This window comes from Mycobacterium sp. (assembly GCF_046095365.1).
In the GTDB taxonomy this organism is placed as follows: Bacteria; Actinomycetota; Actinomycetes; order Mycobacteriales; family Mycobacteriaceae; genus Mycobacterium.
Genome location: NZ_JBJTJF010000053.1, coordinates 34,662 through 50,499, shown reverse-complemented (window position 1 = coordinate 50,499; position 15,838 = coordinate 34,662). Strand labels below are relative to the sequence as shown.

Sequence of the window (15,838 nt, the reverse complement as noted above, 5' to 3'; positions counted from 1 at the left end):
GCCGGGCGCGTCAGGCCGGCTGGCCGTAGACGGCCACCACCACCGATCGGTCCAGGCTGTTCTCCGACCAAACCCCGATGGCGGTGTTGCGGCAGTCGGACATGATCGCGAACGCCCGTGGGTCGTTGTACCACTGGTTGATGACGTCGACGTTGTTGATCGCCAGCGCCGGATTGATCGCCACGGTCTGGCTGACCACACCGCGGAATCCCGCAGCGGCGGCGCGGCTTTGGGGCGTCGAGCCGTCAGAGCCCAGGTCGCCGTCCAGGGCGCGGTTGGCGAGAACGTCGCGGGCCTGCCACTGCGCGGCCACGCCCAGGGCGATGTTGGGCTTGATGTCGGTCGTACAACCCGCCTGATGCTGGATGGTGTACACGTTGGCCACCACGCCGTTGTTGAGTCGTGAGTTGTCGGCGCCGGCCGGAGCCGCGGCCGCGGCCGACGCGGTGAGGATCCCCGCCAGCGCGAGCGTGCCGGTGCGGAGTGGCACGTGGCTCATCCCGCGGCACTCCGCCCGGCTGTGTAGTGCGCGGCGGACTGGCGCAACTGCCAGATCAGTGCCGGGCACAGTTCGTTGACGGCCTGGTTGATCAGATAGGCCGCCTGGTAGTCGTCGTCGGTCCCGAAGTCCGCCTTCACCGTGGCGATCCCCGCGGTGTAGGAGATGCCCGCACCCACCCGGTCGCAGATGCCCTGACCGTAGGCCAGCGCGGCGTCGGCACTGGGAAAGCCGTACCCGGGCCGCACGGTCACGTTGACGAGGTAGGCGACCGCGTCGGCGTGGGCGACGGTCGGTGCGCTGAGCACGCCCGCGACCATGACCGCCACCGCGGGCTTGGCCACTCGGAGCAAGGCGCGCCTCCTGATCTCGGGTCCGGTGACATCACACCCCGGATCGGACCGCCGGGAAAGCCCCCTGCGGGAGGTTTCGCTGACCCGATGGGGATATCGGCGATCCATTGGTGCAGCTAGACGCAGCCCCGGTATCGTTTCAGGGATGGGGCTTGGGCCTGGTCCGGAGCAGGAGGCGTCGCCGGGAGACGCCGCCGGGGACCGCCTGCGCGACGTGCTCGACGGGCTGCGGTCAATCGCCGAGCCCACCTCCCCGGCCTGGCGGCCCAAGCTGGCCGACGCCAAGGCCATCGTCGACGGAGCCTGGTCGGCGCTCGCCGAAGCCCTGGACGACAAACCGCAAGCCGGAGCGGTGCTGGATCTGCTGCGCCGGTTGAGCCTCGCCGACGACGCCATGGTCCGGGCGACGAAACGGCCCCGTCTGCTCGGTGACGTGCTCGGCATGCTGGAAGCGGCCCCCTCGACGGTGGCCGAACTGGTCAAGCTCGCGCCGCAGTTGCCCTGCCGCCTCGGCTTCGACCGCGCGATTCTGTCGCACGTGGTCGACGGGGTCTGGATCTCGGAAGTCGTGTACGTCGTCGACGATCCGAAGTGGGCCGACGAGATCAACCGGATCGGCCAGGAACACCCGCAACCCCTGGTGCCGGGTCTGCACGAGACGGAGATCGTGCGCCGCCGCGAAGCGATGATCGTCACCGATGTGCAGCACGATGCCAACGTGCACCGCCGGATCGCCGACGCGTCGCGCTCGCGGTCCTACGTCGGTGCCCCGATCATGTCCGGCAACCACGTGGTGGGGCTGCTGCACAGCGACTGCTATGTCCAGGGCCGCGACCCCGACGCGGAGGATTGCGAGACCTTGGCCACCTACGCGAGAGGTCTGCAGATCGCGCTGACCCGGGCCCATCTCGCCGAGCAGCTGCACAGCGTCGGTTCCACGCTCCGCGGGATGGCCAACGACTGTCAGGAGGGTGCCGCCGCGGTGAGCGGACTGACCGTCTGGCCGTCGCGCAGTGTCGGAAGCGCCGACTTCACCCTCGCCGCGCGCGCGACCAAGCAGGCGGTCCACTCGGTGCGTGACGTGCTGACCGGCCGGGAATCACAGATCCTGGAGCTGATGGCCGAGGGGATGAGCAACGGCCGGATCGCCACCCAGCTGGTGATCTCCGAGGGGACCGTCAAACAGCACGTCAAGCGCATTCTGCGCAAACTGCGGGCCGGCAACCGGGTCGAGGCCGTCTCCATGCTGTACCAGTCCGACCGCGCCTGAACCCCGACGGCGTCCTGAGGGGATCAATCCGTATTCCCTAAGGGGTATTCCTGGCCGGTGCTGGACGTCAGTGCCGGTTTCTGATGCTTGCATGGCCCTAACTGTCATCGAACGCCCCGGGAGTGGACCACAATGGGATTCTTCAAAGACCCCGCCGAACTGGACGAATACATCGGCGGCGTGTTCCGCGACGCCGGTGAGCATCCCGAGTCGGGACCGAAACTCAAAGCCGCCAACATCGTCATGCGGGTGCTCTACAACGACCCCGACTGCGAGATGACCCTCGTCTTCCGCGACGACTACCAGGTGATCCCCGGCCCGACCGACGTCAAGCCCGACGTCACCCTGCTGATGCGCGGCGACACCGCCGACCAGTTCTGGCGCGGGGACTACAACCTGGCCCTCGGGCTGGCCAAGGGACAGGTCAAGGCCAAGGGGCCGGTCAACAAGATCCTCAAGCTGGTGCCCCTGACCAAGCCGCTGTTCCCGATGTACCGCGACAAGGTCGCCGCCAAGGACGCCGCGGGTGGCTGACACGATGCGGGCCGCGGTGCTGCGCGGCCCGCACCAGGTCGAGGTCGCCGAGGTCCCCAGACCGGGGATCTCGAGTCCGACCGACATCCTGCTACGGGTCGAGATGACCGCTATCTGCGGCACCGACCTGCACCCCTACGAGGGACGCCTGGAACTCGAGCCCGACATCATTCTCGGTCACGAGTTCATCGGCACGGTCACCGACGCCGGCGACGCGGTCACCCAGTTCACCGACGGGGACCGAGTGGTCAGCAGCTGCGTTGTCAGCTGCGGCGCCTGCTACCAGTGCCGGCGCCATCAGCCCGGGAACTGCGCGGGCTCAAGGATTTTCGGTCTGGGCCTGGCGCTGGGCGACCTCGACGGCGGACAGGCCGAGTACGTCGTCGTCCCGACCGCCGATCTGAGCGCCCGGAAGATTCCCGACGGCAGCGCCGCCGGCGACGAGGACATCCTGTTCGCCGGCGACATCATGACAACCGGCTACGAATCGGTGGCACGAGCGATGCGCCCGGGAGACACCGTGGCGATCGTCGGGGCCGGGCCCGTCGGGTTGTGCGCGGCGATGGCCGCCGCCGCCCTGGGCGCCGGCCAGGTCATCGTGGTCGACAAGGTGGCCGCCCGGCTCGCCGAGGCCGCCAGGTACGGCGCGGTGCCGGTCAACGCCTCCGAGACCGACCCGGCCGACGCCGTGCTCGACCTCACCGACTGGCGAGGCGCGGACGTCGTCGTCGACGCCGTCGGCCACGAGTCCGCGCTGGTGTCGGCCATCTCCCTGGTCCGTGCCGCCGGAATCCTTTCCATCCCGGGCGTCTACACCGAGGACGCGATCACCATCCCGTTCGGGGAGCTGTACCTCAAGGGCGTCACCGTCCAGATGGGTGTCGCCCACATCACCGAATACATCGACGAGGTCATCGCGCTGATGGCGGCCGGCAAGTTGCGTCCGGGCGGCATCGTCTCGCACCGGATGGGACTGTCCGAGGCGGCCGAGGCCTACAAGCTGTTCGCCTCCCACCAGGCCACCAAGGTCGTGCTGGACCCGAGGAAGTGACATGACCAGTGTTGACGTGCGCCACCACCTGATGCTCATCGGGGGTCACGATGTGGACTCCGGCAGTCGGTTTCAGATCATCGACCCCGGTGACGAGACCGTCGTGGCCACCGTGGCCAAGGGCGACGCCAGCCATATCGACGCGGCCGTGGCCGCGGCCAAAGCGGCGTTCGAAGCCGGGGACTGGTCGCGGCGCACACCCCAGGAGCGGGCCGCGGTGATGCGCCGTATCGCCGCGGCGGCCAACGACGTCGCCGATGAACTCGTGGAACTGGAGATGGCGGCCAACGGTGCCACCGTCCGCCAGGCCACCGGCTTCCACATCGGTTATGCGCTGGCGCATTTCAGCTACTTCGCCGACCTGGCCGAGACCTACGCCTGGCAGCGCCCGGCGCCCATCGCGACCTTCCCGGCGCTGAGCCAGAGCGTCGTGCACCGCGAGCCGATCGGGGTCGTCGGCGCCATCGCTCCGTGGAACTTCCCGCTGCTGCTGACTTTGTGGAAGGTCGGGCCCGCGCTGGCCGCCGGGAACAGTGTCGTGGTCAAACCCGACGAGCACACCCCGCTGTCGATCCTGGAGTTCGCCCGCATCGCCGAGCGCAGCGGTCTGCCCCCAGGTGTGCTCAACGTGGTACCCGGCGACGGACCCGACGCCGGCGCACGGCTGGCCAGCCACCCCGACGTGGGCAAGATCGCGTTCACCGGTTCGACTGCGGTGGGCCGCGAGATCATGCGACTGGCCTCGGGCACCGTCAAACAGGTCACCCTCGAACTCGGCGGCAAGGGCCCCTCGATCGTCCTTGACGACGCCGACCTGGACATGGCCGCCGACGGTGTCCTCTACGGCTGCTTCGTCTACTCCGGCCAGGTGTGCGAATCGGGCACCCGCGCACTGGTTCCCGCCGATCTCCACGATGAGTTCGTCGCCCGTCTGGTGCAGCGGGCCTCGACCATCCGGCTGGGCGCCACCCGTGACTGGGACACCGACATGGGTCCGGTGATCGACGCCAACCAGCAGGCCCGCATCGCCGACTACGTGCGCGGCGCGGTGGGGGAGGGCGCCGCGGTGGCTCTGGGCGGAAACACCCTGCCCGGCCCGGGTTTCTGGGTGGAGCCGACGATCCTGACCGGCGTGCGCAACGATATGACCATCGCCCGGGAAGAGGTCTTCGGTCCGGTTCTGGTGGTGATCCCGTACCGCGACGACGACGAAGCCGTGGCGATCGCCAACGACAGCGAGTACGGACTGGCCGCGAGCATCTGGACCACCGACAACTCCCGCGCCCTGGACATGGCCGACAGGATCCAGGCCGGCAGCGTCTGGATCAACGATTCCCACCAGATCAACTGCCAGGTTCCCTTCGGCGGCTACAAGCAGAGCGGGGTGGGCCGTGAACTGGGCCCCGACGCCCTCGACGCCTACACCGAGGTCAAGACCGTCCACCTGGATCTGTCCGGTGGCCGCGCGGCCAAGCCCTACGACATCCTGCTCAGCCACGCCGACGACTGAGCCCCGACTGAGCCGACCGACAAGCGAGGAACCACCATGACGACTTTCGAAGACGCCGACCTCTCCTTCGACGACGACAGCGACGTCGACCTGGCGCCCACCAACGAGGTCGCGGCCACCCGCAGCTTCGATCCGCTCAACGTCTCCAGCGACGCCTTCTGGGACCTCGATCTGCCCGAACGGGAACCGGTCTTCGCCGAACTGCGCCGGGACCGCCCGATCAGCTGGCAACCCCCGATCGAGACCGCCGTCATGCCCGACCCGGACGACCTCGGATTCTGGGCTGCGGTGCGGCACAAGGACATCGTCGAGGTGAGCCAGAACGCCGACGTGTTCGTGTCCCGCTACGGGGTCATGTTCGACACCCTGCCGCCGGTCTTCCTGCAGATGGCGATGTCCTTCCTGGCGATGGACAACCCGCAGCACCAGAAGGTCCGCCGGCTGGTGAGTTCGGCCTTCACCGCTCGCCAGATCGCCCGCATCGAGCACGACATCGCGACGCGGGCCCAGCGGATCGTCGCGGCGGCTGCTGAAAAGGCCGCAGACGGGGCTGAGGTCGACTTCGTCACCGACATCTCCAAGGACCTCCCCGTGGAGATGTTCGGCGACATGTTCGGCGTGCCCGCGGACCTGCGCGCGGCCTATTCGCACGCCGCCGACGAGACCCAGGCGTGGGCCGATCCGGAACTGCTCGCCGGGCGAGACCCGGCCGAGGTACAGGTCGAGGCGGCGCTGGCGATCCACGACATGACCGAGGAACTCCTCGCGCTGCGCCGCGCCAACCCCACCGAGGACCTGCTGAGCAGCCTGGTGCACGCCGAAGTCGACGGCGAACAGCTCACCGACTTCGAGATCGGCGCCACCATGGTGCTGTTCTCGGTCGCCGCAACCGACACCACCCGGCACACCTCGAGCTTCGCGGCCAAGGCGCTCAACGACTTCCCCGATCAGCGGGCCTGGTTGTGGGAGGACTTCGAGGGCCGGATCGCCAAGTCGGTCGAGGAGTTCCTGCGCTGGGGATCGGTGGTGCAGAACTTCCGTCGGACCTGCGTCCGGGAGTACGAGCTCGGCGGTCAGAAGATCCTGCCCGGCGACAAGGTCGTGATGATGTACTCATCCGGCAACCGCGACGAGACGGTGTTCGACAAGCCGGGTGAGTTCATCCTGGCGCGCGAGAAGAACCCGCACATGGCCTTCGGGGGCGGAGGCATCCACTTCTGCCTCGGCGCTCAGTTGGCCCGGACGATGCTCAAGACCCTCTTCCGCGAACTGCATTCGCAGATGCCGAACTTCAGCACCGGCGAGCCCACACTGGTCCGGACCAACTTCATCCGGGGCGTCGTCACCATGCCGTTCGACCCGGGTGGTCCGCCGTGGTGATGTCGCTTCCGGCCTACGCGGCACCGCTGTTCCGGCCGGTGCGGTCCATCGGCTACTTCATCGGCATGTCACTGGACGTGCTGGTCGGGATTTTCACGACGAAACTCGCGTGGCGGGAGTACCTGTCGCAGTCCTGGTTCGTCGCACGGGTCTCGTTCCTGCCCGCCGTGCTGATGATGATTCCCTACTCGCTGATCAACACCTTCATCTTCAACATCCTGCTCACCGAATTCGGGGCGGCGGACTTCTCCGGCGCCGGGGCGGCGTTCTTCAATGTCAACCAGATCGGGCCGCTGGTGACCGTCCTGGTGACCGCCGGCGCCAGTGCCACCGCGATGTGCGCGGATCTGGGCGCCCGGACGATCCGGGAGGAACTAGACGCTCAACGCGTGATGGGGATCGATCCGATCCAATCCCTGGTGATCCCGCGCGTGCTGGCCGCGACCACCGTGTCGGTGGCGCTCATGGGCCTGGTCGTCATGGTCGGCATGGTCGCCTCATTCCTGTTCTGCGTACACGCCCTGCACGTCTCGCCCGGGGTGTTCGTGGCGGGCATGACCGTCGTCACCGGACTGGGCGACGTGATCGTTTCGCTGGTCAAGGCGTTCCTGTTCGGATTGGGGGCGGGGCTGATCGCCTGCTACAAGGGGATATCGGTGGGGGGCGGACCGGCCGGCGTCGGAAACGCGGTCAACGAGACCGTGGTCTTCGCGTTCATGTTGCTGTTCACCATCAACATCATCGTCACCGCCGTCGGCGTTCAGTTCACCCTCAAATGAGGCGGCGATGACCGAGACGACGGCTGCGGTTCCCCCGCAGCAAGACGCACGCCTGTCGCGCATGAAGAAGAAGATCGTCGCCGAGTGGCTGCGGATCGGTGACCAGACCCGCTTCTACTTCCTCACGCTGGCGGCGATTCCTGATGCCGCGATCCACTACCGCAGCGAGGTGCTGCGGCTGATCGCTCAAATGGGTTTGGGCAGCGGGGCTCTGGCGACCATCGGCGGGACGATCGTGATCGTCGGATTCATGACGACGAGCACCGGCGCGGTGGTCGCCGCCCAGGGATATACCCAGTTCCAGTCCATCGGGGTGGAGGCGCTGACCGGCTTCGCCTCCGCCTTCTTCATACCGCGGCTCATCGTTCCCGGAACCGCCCAGGTCACCCTCACCGCCACCGTCGGCGCGGGCGCCACCGCCCAGATCGGTGCGATGCGGATCAACGAGGAAGTCGACGCCCTGGAAGTCATCGGCATCCGCAGCGTGACGTACCTGGCGGCAACCCGCGTGCTCGCCGGAACCATCGTCGTCATCCCGCTCTACGCCGTCGCACTGATCATGGGGTTCACCGCGGCCCGGGTGGGAACCACCCTGATCTACGGCCAGGCCGCCGGGGTCTACGACCACTACTTCGACACCTTCCTCAACACCACGGACCTGGCCTGGTCGTTCTTCCAGACCATCGTGATGATCGTCGTGGTCATGCTGGTCTCCACCTACTACGGCTACAACGCATCCGGCGGCCCGGCCGGGGTGGGAGAGGCCGTCGGCCGCGCGGTGCGCGCCTCCATGGTGGTCGGGGCCTTCGTCCTGGTGGCCGTCACGCTGGCCGTCTACGGTCAGTCCGGCAACTTCCGCCTCGCCGGATAGCTGCCCGGATAGCCGTATGGAGTCCCACCGAGTCGACCACCGCATACCGACCAAGTTCTGGCCGCTGTTCCTCATCGCACTCGTGGCGGTCTTCGTCTTCGCCACCGCGACCGCGTTCCTCGGAACGTTCCGGTCGGCGGTGCCGGTGACGCTGACCGCCGATCGCTCCGGTCTGGTGCTGGAGACCGGTGCCAAAGTCAAGCTGCGCGGCGTCGACGTCGGCCGGGTGCGCGAAATCGAGGGCGGCCAGGGCGCTGCCCGCATGTTGCTGGACATCGACACCGACCAGGTCCGCTACATCCCCGCCAACATCGGGGCGCGGATCAACGTCACCACCGTCTTCGGAGCCAAGTTCGTCGACCTGGTCTACCCGGACGACCCCCGGGCCGAGCGCCTGTCCGCAGGCGCGGTCCTGCAGGCCACCAACGTGACCACCGAGGTCAACACCGTCTTCGAGAACGTCGTCGATCTGCTCGACATGGTCGACCCGATGAAACTCAACGCGGTTCTGGCCGCGGTCGCCGAGGCGGTGCGCGGCCGGGGCGAGCGGATCGGGTCGGCGACCACCGCGCTGAACGACGTCCTGACCGCGCTCAACTCCCGCAACGACGTCTTCCGCGACGACGTGCGGTCCCTGCGGAGCCTCAGCGACACCTACAGCGCCGCCGCCCAGGACATCCTGAGCATCCTCGACTCGGCGGCCACCGTCAGCACCACCGTGGTCAGCAGTCGCAACGAACTGGACAGCCTGCTGCTCAACACGATCGGCGTGTCCCGGGAGGGAACCGCCCTGCTCGGATCGAGCCGGGAGAACATCGTCGCGGCCATCAACAGCCTCGAGCCGACCACCCGGCTGCTGCAGACCTACAGTCCGTCCTACACCTGCCTGCTGCAGGGCGCGCAATGGGTGGTCGACCACTCCGACCCCGTATTCGGAGGCGACGGCAGGACCTTCGTCGTCGACGTGACCCTGCTGCCGGGCAACGACCCGTATGTGTTCCCCGACAACCTGCCCGTCGTGGCGGCCAGGGGCGGACCGGGCGGCAGGCCCGGGTGCGGTTCGCTACCCGACGCGACCAAGAACTTCCCGGTCCGCCAACTGATCACCAACACCGGGTGGGGGACCGGACTGGACATCCGCCCCAACCCCGGCATCGGCCACCCCTGCTGGGCGGACTACTTCCCCGTCACGCGGGCGGTCCCCGAGGGGCCGAGCATCCGGCAGTGCCTGCCCGGCCCGGCGGTCGGACCGGAGCCCTATCCGGGTTCGCCCCCGTACGGCGCCGCACTGTACGGGCCGGGGGGTCAACCGCTGTGGCCAGGCGTCCCGCCGGCGCTCCCGCCCGACGGTGGGACGAGTCCGCCGTGAGCCGCAACCTGCGCGGCACCGCCGTGCGACTGGGCCTCTTCCTCACCGTCTGCGCGCTGGCGCTGGCGGCCACCATGATCGTGTTCGGACAGGCCCGCTTCGCGCGGGATGCCAGGGCCTACAACGCTGAGTTCAGCGATGTCTCCGGTCTGCGGGAAGGAAACATGGTCCGTGTCGCCGGCGTGGAGGTCGGCAAGGTCACCCGTATCGCCGTCAACGACGACTCGACCGTGCACGTGGAATTCACCGCCGCCGCGGCCGCGGTGATCACCGAGGGAACCCGCGCCGAAGTCCGCTATGACGACCTGATCGGCGGCCGCTTCATGGCGTTCGTGGACGGGCCCGGTGGCACCGCGGTGCTCAACCCGGGGCAGACCATCCCGCGCTCCCGCCCCCAGCCCGCGCTGGATCTGGACTCCGTCACCGGCGGCTTCCGTCCGCTGTTCCGCGCGCTGGAACCCGAGCAGGTCAACGACCTGAGCGGACAGCTGCTCCAGGCGCTGCAGGGCGAGGGCCCCACGATCGCGTCGTTCCTCAGCCGGGCGGCGGCGGTGAGCAACACCCTGGCCGACCGGGACGCGCTGATCGGGCAGGTCGTCGACAACCTCAACGCGCTGCTGGGGACGCTGGGCTCGCAGAGCGATCAGCTCGACAAGGCGGTGACGTCGCTGTCGGACCTGGTTCGCGGACTGGCCGAGCGCAGGACCGACATCACCAACGCCGTGGCCTACACCAACGCGGCTAGCCGAACCGTCGCCGACCTGCTCGGCCAGGCCCGGGAGCCGGCACGCACGGCGGTCAGTCAGGCCGGCCGGGTCAGCGACATCGTCCTGGCCGACCGGGAATACCTCGACACGCTGCTGGAGACGCTGCCGGAGAAGTACCGGATGCTCGGCCGGCAGGGCATCTACGGCGACTACTTCAGTTTCTACTTCTGCGACATCGTGCTGAAGCTGAACGGCAAGGGCGGGCAGCCGGTCTTCGTCAAGGTGGCCGGGCAGAGCTCGGGACGGTGCGCACCGAAATGAGGCTGAAGAAGACCTTCTCGGAGCGAAACCCGTTGGTGCTGGGCGCCGTCGGGATCCTGGTGATCCTGGGGCTGGTGGCCGCCGCTCTGGGCAACCAGAAGCTGCCGTTCCTCAACGACAGAAAGAGCTACACCGCCTACTTCGCCGACGCGGGCGGGCTTTTCGAAGGCGCGATCGTCCAGGTCTCGGGTTACCCGGTGGGCAAGGTGTCGGGCATCGCCCTCGACGACACCGGCGTCCTGGTCACCTTCACCGTGCCGAAGAACATTCGGCTCGGCCAGAGCACACGCGCCGCGATCAGGACCAAGGGACTGTTGGGCACCAAGGAACTCGACGTCATGCCCAACGGGGAAGGTCGGCTCGGCGGCGCCATCCCGATGGACCGTACCCAGTCGCCCTATCAGCTGCCGGATGCGTTGGGGGAGTTGGCCACAACGATCAGCGGGGTGAACACCGGCCAGCTGTCGGAATCCCTGGCGGCACTCGCCCAAACCTTCGCCGACACCCCGCCCCAGCTGCGCAGCGCGGTGCAGGGTGTGGCCCGCTTCGCCGACACCCTCAACACGCGTGACGCCCAGTTGCGCACGCTGCTCGACAACGCGGCCAAGGCCACCGGGGTGCTGGCCAAGCGCACCGACCGGATCGTCACCCTGGTCCGCGACACCAATGCCCTCCTGGCCGCGCTGCGGACCCAGAGCGCGGCGCTCGATGAGATCACCGGGAACATCTCGGCCGTCGCGGGACAGCTGAAGCAGTTCATCGCGACCAACCGCGAGCAGCTCAAGCCGACCCTGGACAAGCTCAACGACGTTCTGGCGATCGTCGACACCCGCAGGGAACGGATCGCGCAGGCAATCAAGGGCCTGAACAACTACGCGATGGCGATGGGGGAGACCGTCTCGTCGGGACCGTTCTTCAAGGCCTATGTGGTGAACCTGCTTCCGGGCCAGTTCGTCCAGCCTTTCGTCGACGCCGCTTTCTCCGACCTCGGACTCGACCCGGCCACGATGCTGCCCTCGCAACTGGCCGACCCGCAGACCGGACAGCCCGGGACGCCGCCGCTCCCGGTTCCCTATCCGCGCACCGGCCAGGGCGGGGACCCGCGCCTGACGCTGCCGGACGCGATCACCGGCAACTCCGATCCGCACCTTCCCGTGCAGTACCCGGGCCGCTACCCTTACCGCCCCGAGCCGCCGGCACCCGCCCCCGGCGGACCGCCGCCCGGGCCGCCGGTGCCGTCGCCGGGCCAGGCGTCCACGCCGCTGCCCTCACCATCGCCGGTGTTCGTGCCGGCCCCCGGTGAGCCCGCACCGCAGGGGGAGCGCCCGTGACGGCGCCGACGGGCAGATCGCGCATGCTGATCGCGACGGTGCTCGCGTTGACGCTGCTGGGCGGGCTGGTCACGCTCAACCGCTTCGCCGAGCGGTCCGACCGCACGACCGTGGTCGGGTATTTCGACAACAGCACCGGGCTGTTCGTCGGTGACGACGTCCGCATCCGCGGGGTCAGCGTCGGCAAGGTCGCCAAGATCCAGCCCGAGGCGCTGCGGACGAAGATCACGTTCTGGTTCGAGCGCAGGTACAAGGTGCCCGCCGACGCCGGGGCCGTCATCCTGTCGCCCCAACTGGTGACCGGCCGTGCCGTCCAGCTCACTCCGCCGTACTCCGGCGGCCCGATCATGGTCAGCGGCGCCGTCATCGGTCAGGACCGCACCGCGGTTCCGGTGGAGTGGGACGACGTCCGCGCCCAACTCGAGCGGCTGACCGACCTGCTGCAGCCCAACGCGCCGGGCGGGGTCAGCTCGCTGGGCGCCCTGATCAACTCGACCGCGGGCAACCTGGCCGGACAGGGCGCCGGCATCCGCGACGCCATCGTCAAGCTGTCCACGACGGTGTCGGTGCTCAACGACCACAGCGCCGACGTGTTCGGCACGATCCGCAACCTGTCCACCCTGGTGTCGGGGTTGCGCGACAGCAGCGATTTACTCGCCGCCCTCAACATCAACCTCGCCGAGGTCTCGGCGCTGCTGGCCGACGACCCGAGTAAGGTCAGCCGGGCGGTCGAGGATCTCAACGGGGTCGTCGGCGACGTGCAGAGCTTCGTCGCCGAGAACCGCGAGCCGATCGGAACGGCGTCGGACAGACTCCGGTCCATCAGCGACGCGGTCGCCGGCAGTCTCGATGACATCAAGCAGTTGCTGCACGTCGCACCGAACGTCGCGGTGAACTTCAACAACATCTACGAGCCCGCGAACGGCTCGCTGACGGGGGCGCTGCAGGTCAACAACTTCGCCAACCCCATCTCGTTCCTGTGCGGCGCGATCGAGGCGGCCTCGCGGATGGGCGCGGAGCAGGCCTCGAAGCTCTGCGTGCAATACCTGGCACCGATCGTGAAGAACCGTCAGTACAACTTTCCGCCGCTGGGAGAGAACCTCTTCGTGGGGGCCCAGGCCAGACCCAACGAGGTCACCTACAGCGAGGACTGGATGCGGCCTGATTTCGTTCCGCCGCAGCCGAACCCGGCTGCGGCGGTCGCCGTCGACCCGGCGTCGGGTCTGTCCGGCCTGATGACGCAACCCGGGAGCGGCTCATGACACGCGTAAGGTTCGCGGCGGTCTTGGTCACGGCGGCGATGGTGAGCACGGTGTCGGGCTGTGGCTGGCAGGGCCTGAACTCGCTGCCACTGCCCGGCACCGAGGGGAACGGTCCGGGATCCTTCGAGATTCGTGCCCAGATGCCCGACGTCAGCAACATCCAGCCCAATTCGCGGGTCCGCGTCGGCGACGTGACCGTCGGGCACGTCTCGAAAATCGAGTTGGAGGGCTCTCACGCGCTGGTGACCATGCAGCTCAACGGCGACGTCGAACTGCCGGCCAACGCCACCGCGAAGATCGGCTTGACGACCATCTTCGGTTCGCTGCACATCGAACTGGCCGCTCCGGCCGACCAGGCGCCGCAGGGCAGGCTGGGTAACGGCGCACTGATACCGCTGTCCCGTACCACCGCGTCGCCGACCCCCGAGCAGACCCTGGCGGCGCTTTCGCTGGTGCTCAACGGCGGGGGCATCGGTCAGGCCGGTGACATCACCGAGGCCTTCAGCACCGCATTCCGCGGCCGGGAACAGGATCTGCGCAGTCTCATCGAGCAGTCCGAGACCTTCACCGCCAATGTCGATGAGCAGAGCGGGGACATCATCGCCGCCACCGAGAGTCTGAACAATCTGGTCGGGAAGTTCGCCGCGCAACAACCGGTGCTCGACCGGGCGATCCAGACCATTCCCGACGCACTCGCGGTACTCGACGGCCAGCAGAGCAATCTGGTGGAGGCGGCCGACCAACTCAGCCAGTTCGGCGCCCTGACCACCGACACCGTCAACCGGAGCAAGGAGAACCTGGTCAAGGAACTGCAGCAGACCGGACCGGTGCTCGAGTCGTTGGCGAATGCCGGACCCGCGCTGACCCGCTCACTCGGCCTGCTGCCGACCTATCCCTTCCCCAACGCCAACATCGACAAGTGGCAGCGGGGCGATTCGGCCAATCTCACCGCCGTCATCGACCTGACCCTGAGCCGGCTGGACGCCGGGCTCTTCACCGGGACGCGCTGGGAGTGCAACCTGACCCAGCTGGAGTTGCAGTGGGGTCGCACCATCGGGCAATTCCCCAGCCCATGCCTGGACGGGCGGGCCTCGGCGCCGGCCAACCCGCTCACCGCGCCCTACCGCTGGGATCAGGGGCCCTGAGGTGCTACTGAACCGCCAGGCCCGCATCCAGCTGGTCATCTTCACGGTGATCGCTCTGATAGCGCTGACCGTGATGGGCCTGCGCTACATGAAGCTGCCCGTGAAGCTGTTCGGGGTCGGTCATTACATGGTGACGATGGAGTTGCCGAGCACCGGGGGACTCTACGAGACCAGCAACGTCACCTACCGCGGCTCGGAGGTCGGGCGGGTGCGGGCGGTGCGCCTGACCGACTCCGGTGTCGTCGCCGAGCTGTTGCTGAAGTCGGGGATCGACATTCCCAGTGACCTCAGGGCCGAGGTGCACAGCCAGTCTGCGATCGGGGAGCAGTACGTCGAACTGCTCCCGCGCACCGACACCGCGCCGCCACTGAGGGACGGCGACGTCATCCCGGTCGAGGACACCTCGGTGCCGCGGGACATCAACACCGTCCTCGACGCGGTCCGGACCGGCCTTCAGGCCATACCCCGCGGCAACCTCAAGACGGTGATCGACGAGTCCTACACCGCGGTAGGCGGTTTGGGTCCGCAGCTGTCGACCATCGTCGACGGCGCCACCAGACTGTCGTTGGACGCCCGGGAAAACCTCGACCCGCTGCTGGCGCTGATCGACAACTCCCGACCGGTGATGGAAGCGCAGATCCGCACTTCGCAGTCGATCAGCGCATGGGCGGCTCAGGTCGCCTCCGTCACGCGGCAGCTCAAGGACCACGACGAGGCGGTCGCGGGCATCATCCGAAGCGGAGGCCCGGCGCTCGACGAGGCCCGCCGACTGCTCGCCCGGCTGCAGCCGACCCTGCCGGTCCTGATGGCCAACCTGGTCAGCGTCGGTCAGGTGGGGCTGGCCTACCGCAACGACATCGAACAGCTGCTGGTGCTCTTCCCGCAACTGGTCGCCATCGAACAGGGCTCGATGCTGGCCAACGTCAACACCAATCAGGACTACCGCGGCGCCTATCTGAGCTTCAATCTCAATCTCAACCTGCCACCCACCTGTACGACCGGCTTCCTCCCGGCCCAGCAGACCCGACCGCAGGCGCTCCAGGACTACCCCGAACGCGCCCCCGGCGATCTCTACTGCCGGATCCCGCAGGAGGCGCAGTTCAACGTCCGCGGGGCCCGCAACATCCCGTGTGAGACCCGGCCCGGGAAACGCGCAGCGACGGTGAAGCTGTGCGAGAGCGACGAACCCTACGTGCCGCTCAACGACGGCTTCAACTGGAAAGGCGACCCCAACGCCACCGTGACCGGGCAGGACGTCCCGCACCTACCGCCGGGTTCCCCGCCGCAAGCCCCGCCGCCGCCGCCGATTGCCGGGGTGCTGTACGACCCGGCCACCGGGGGCTACGTCGGCCCGGACGGGCGGCAGTACACCCAGTCGGACCTGGCCCGCACCGCGCCGGCCGGGAAAAGCTGGCAGTCGATGCTGCTGCCCCCGGGAAACTGATCGACACGAGTG

General features: G+C 68.3%; 15 protein-coding genes. 13 read left to right on the top strand and 2 right to left on the bottom strand.

What is annotated here, in order from left to right; all coding sequences use genetic code 11:
* Positions 1-10: 10 nt before the first annotated feature.
* Together ACKOQ4_RS04240 and ACKOQ4_RS04235 are read right to left on the bottom strand one after the other, a co-directional pair.
* Positions 11-499 carry a CAP domain-containing protein gene (locus ACKOQ4_RS04240; RefSeq protein ID WP_526289143.1) on the bottom strand — a complete coding sequence of 163 codons (489 nt, stop codon included), beginning with the start codon at positions 497-499 and terminating at the stop codon, positions 11-13.
* A complete protein-coding gene (locus ACKOQ4_RS04235; RefSeq protein ID WP_526289153.1) occupies positions 496-819 on the bottom strand; it encodes a DUF732 domain-containing protein in 324 nt (107 codons plus the stop codon). The genes ACKOQ4_RS04240 and ACKOQ4_RS04235 overlap by 4 nt, the downstream gene beginning before the upstream one ends.
* A 178-nt stretch (positions 820-997) precedes the next feature.
* Between ACKOQ4_RS04235 and ACKOQ4_RS04230 the strand changes: the two genes are divergently transcribed.
* The 13 genes from ACKOQ4_RS04230 (at position 998) to ACKOQ4_RS04170 (ending at position 15,826) form a co-directional block, all read left to right on the top strand.
* Positions 998-2,122, top strand: coding sequence for a LuxR C-terminal-related transcriptional regulator (locus ACKOQ4_RS04230; RefSeq protein WP_526289141.1), 1,125 nt, complete (start codon positions 998-1,000; stop codon positions 2,120-2,122).
* A 132-nt stretch (positions 2,123-2,254) separates the two neighbouring features.
* The gene (locus tag ACKOQ4_RS04225) at positions 2,255-2,656 is read left to right on the top strand and encodes an SCP2 sterol-binding domain-containing protein (RefSeq protein WP_526289139.1); all 402 of its coding nucleotides are present in this window, start codon (positions 2,255-2,257) and stop codon (positions 2,654-2,656) included.
* The gene (locus tag ACKOQ4_RS04220; RefSeq protein ID WP_526289137.1) at positions 2,649-3,707 is read left to right on the top strand and encodes an alcohol dehydrogenase catalytic domain-containing protein; all 1,059 of its coding nucleotides are present in this window, start codon (positions 2,649-2,651) and stop codon (positions 3,705-3,707) included. The genes ACKOQ4_RS04225 and ACKOQ4_RS04220 overlap by 8 nt, the downstream gene beginning before the upstream one ends.
* 1 nt (position 3,708) lies before the next feature.
* On the top strand, positions 3,709-5,217 hold the full coding sequence (locus tag ACKOQ4_RS04215; RefSeq protein WP_526289135.1) for an aldehyde dehydrogenase family protein: 1,509 nt from the start codon (positions 3,709-3,711) through the stop codon (positions 5,215-5,217).
* A gap of 36 nt (positions 5,218-5,253) precedes the next feature.
* The gene (locus tag ACKOQ4_RS04210; RefSeq protein WP_526289133.1) at positions 5,254-6,597 is read left to right on the top strand and encodes a cytochrome P450; all 1,344 of its coding nucleotides are present in this window, start codon (positions 5,254-5,256) and stop codon (positions 6,595-6,597) included.
* Positions 6,597-7,376: an MlaE family ABC transporter permease gene (locus ACKOQ4_RS04205; RefSeq protein ID WP_526289151.1), complete on the top strand. Its 780-nt coding sequence runs from the start codon at positions 6,597-6,599 to the stop codon at positions 7,374-7,376. Before ACKOQ4_RS04210 ends, ACKOQ4_RS04205 begins: the two co-directional genes overlap by 1 nt.
* 61 nt (positions 7,377-7,437) lie before the next feature.
* Positions 7,438-8,247 (top strand): MlaE family ABC transporter permease, encoded by an 810-nt coding sequence (locus tag ACKOQ4_RS04200; RefSeq protein ID WP_526289149.1) that lies wholly within the window; start codon positions 7,438-7,440, stop codon positions 8,245-8,247.
* A 16-nt stretch (positions 8,248-8,263) separates the two neighbouring features.
* Positions 8,264-9,616 (top strand): MCE family protein, encoded by a 1,353-nt coding sequence (locus ACKOQ4_RS04195; protein WP_526289131.1) that lies wholly within the window; start codon positions 8,264-8,266, stop codon positions 9,614-9,616.
* On the top strand, positions 9,613-10,644 hold the full coding sequence (locus tag ACKOQ4_RS04190; RefSeq protein ID WP_526289129.1) for an MCE family protein: 1,032 nt from the start codon (positions 9,613-9,615) through the stop codon (positions 10,642-10,644). Before ACKOQ4_RS04195 ends, ACKOQ4_RS04190 begins: the two co-directional genes overlap by 4 nt.
* Positions 10,641-11,975, top strand: a complete 1,335-nt coding sequence (locus ACKOQ4_RS04185; protein WP_526289127.1) for an MCE family protein — start codon at positions 10,641-10,643, stop codon at positions 11,973-11,975. Before ACKOQ4_RS04190 ends, ACKOQ4_RS04185 begins: the two co-directional genes overlap by 4 nt.
* A gap of 23 nt (positions 11,976-11,998) precedes the next feature.
* Positions 11,999-13,237 carry an MCE family protein gene (locus ACKOQ4_RS04180; protein ID WP_526289147.1) on the top strand — a complete coding sequence of 413 codons (1,239 nt, stop codon included), beginning with the start codon at positions 11,999-12,001 and terminating at the stop codon, positions 13,235-13,237.
* On the top strand, positions 13,234-14,382 hold the full coding sequence (locus tag ACKOQ4_RS04175; RefSeq protein ID WP_526289125.1) for a virulence factor Mce family protein: 1,149 nt from the start codon (positions 13,234-13,236) through the stop codon (positions 14,380-14,382). The genes ACKOQ4_RS04180 and ACKOQ4_RS04175 overlap by 4 nt, the downstream gene beginning before the upstream one ends.
* 1 nt (position 14,383) lies before the next feature.
* Positions 14,384-15,826, top strand: a complete 1,443-nt coding sequence (locus tag ACKOQ4_RS04170; RefSeq protein WP_526289123.1) for an MCE family protein — start codon at positions 14,384-14,386, stop codon at positions 15,824-15,826.
* The last annotated feature ends 12 nt before the right edge of the window (positions 15,827-15,838 follow it).

Coding starts and splice junctions, on each gene's coding strand:
- ACKOQ4_RS04240 (WP_526289143.1), bottom strand. CDS start 499: ATGAGCCACGTGCCACTCCGCACCGGCACGCTCGCGCTGGCGGGGATC.
- ACKOQ4_RS04225 (WP_526289139.1), top strand. CDS start 2,255: ATGGGATTCTTCAAAGACCCCGCCGAACTGGACGAATACATCGGCGGC.
- ACKOQ4_RS04215 (WP_526289135.1), top strand. CDS start 3,709: ATGACCAGTGTTGACGTGCGCCACCACCTGATGCTCATCGGGGGTCAC.
- ACKOQ4_RS04235 (WP_526289153.1), bottom strand. CDS start 819: ATGGTCGCGGGCGTGCTCAGCGCACCGACCGTCGCCCACGCCGACGCG.
- ACKOQ4_RS04210 (WP_526289133.1), top strand. CDS start 5,254: ATGACGACTTTCGAAGACGCCGACCTCTCCTTCGACGACGACAGCGAC.
- ACKOQ4_RS04175 (WP_526289125.1), top strand. CDS start 13,234: ATGACACGCGTAAGGTTCGCGGCGGTCTTGGTCACGGCGGCGATGGTG.
- ACKOQ4_RS04180 (WP_526289147.1), top strand. CDS start 11,999: ATGCTGATCGCGACGGTGCTCGCGTTGACGCTGCTGGGCGGGCTGGTC.
- ACKOQ4_RS04195 (WP_526289131.1), top strand. CDS start 8,264: ATGGAGTCCCACCGAGTCGACCACCGCATACCGACCAAGTTCTGGCCG.
- ACKOQ4_RS04185 (WP_526289127.1), top strand. CDS start 10,641: ATGAGGCTGAAGAAGACCTTCTCGGAGCGAAACCCGTTGGTGCTGGGC.
- ACKOQ4_RS04200 (WP_526289149.1), top strand. CDS start 7,438: ATGAAGAAGAAGATCGTCGCCGAGTGGCTGCGGATCGGTGACCAGACC.
- ACKOQ4_RS04205 (WP_526289151.1), top strand. CDS start 6,597: ATGTCGCTTCCGGCCTACGCGGCACCGCTGTTCCGGCCGGTGCGGTCC.
- ACKOQ4_RS04230 (WP_526289141.1), top strand. CDS start 998: ATGGGGCTTGGGCCTGGTCCGGAGCAGGAGGCGTCGCCGGGAGACGCC.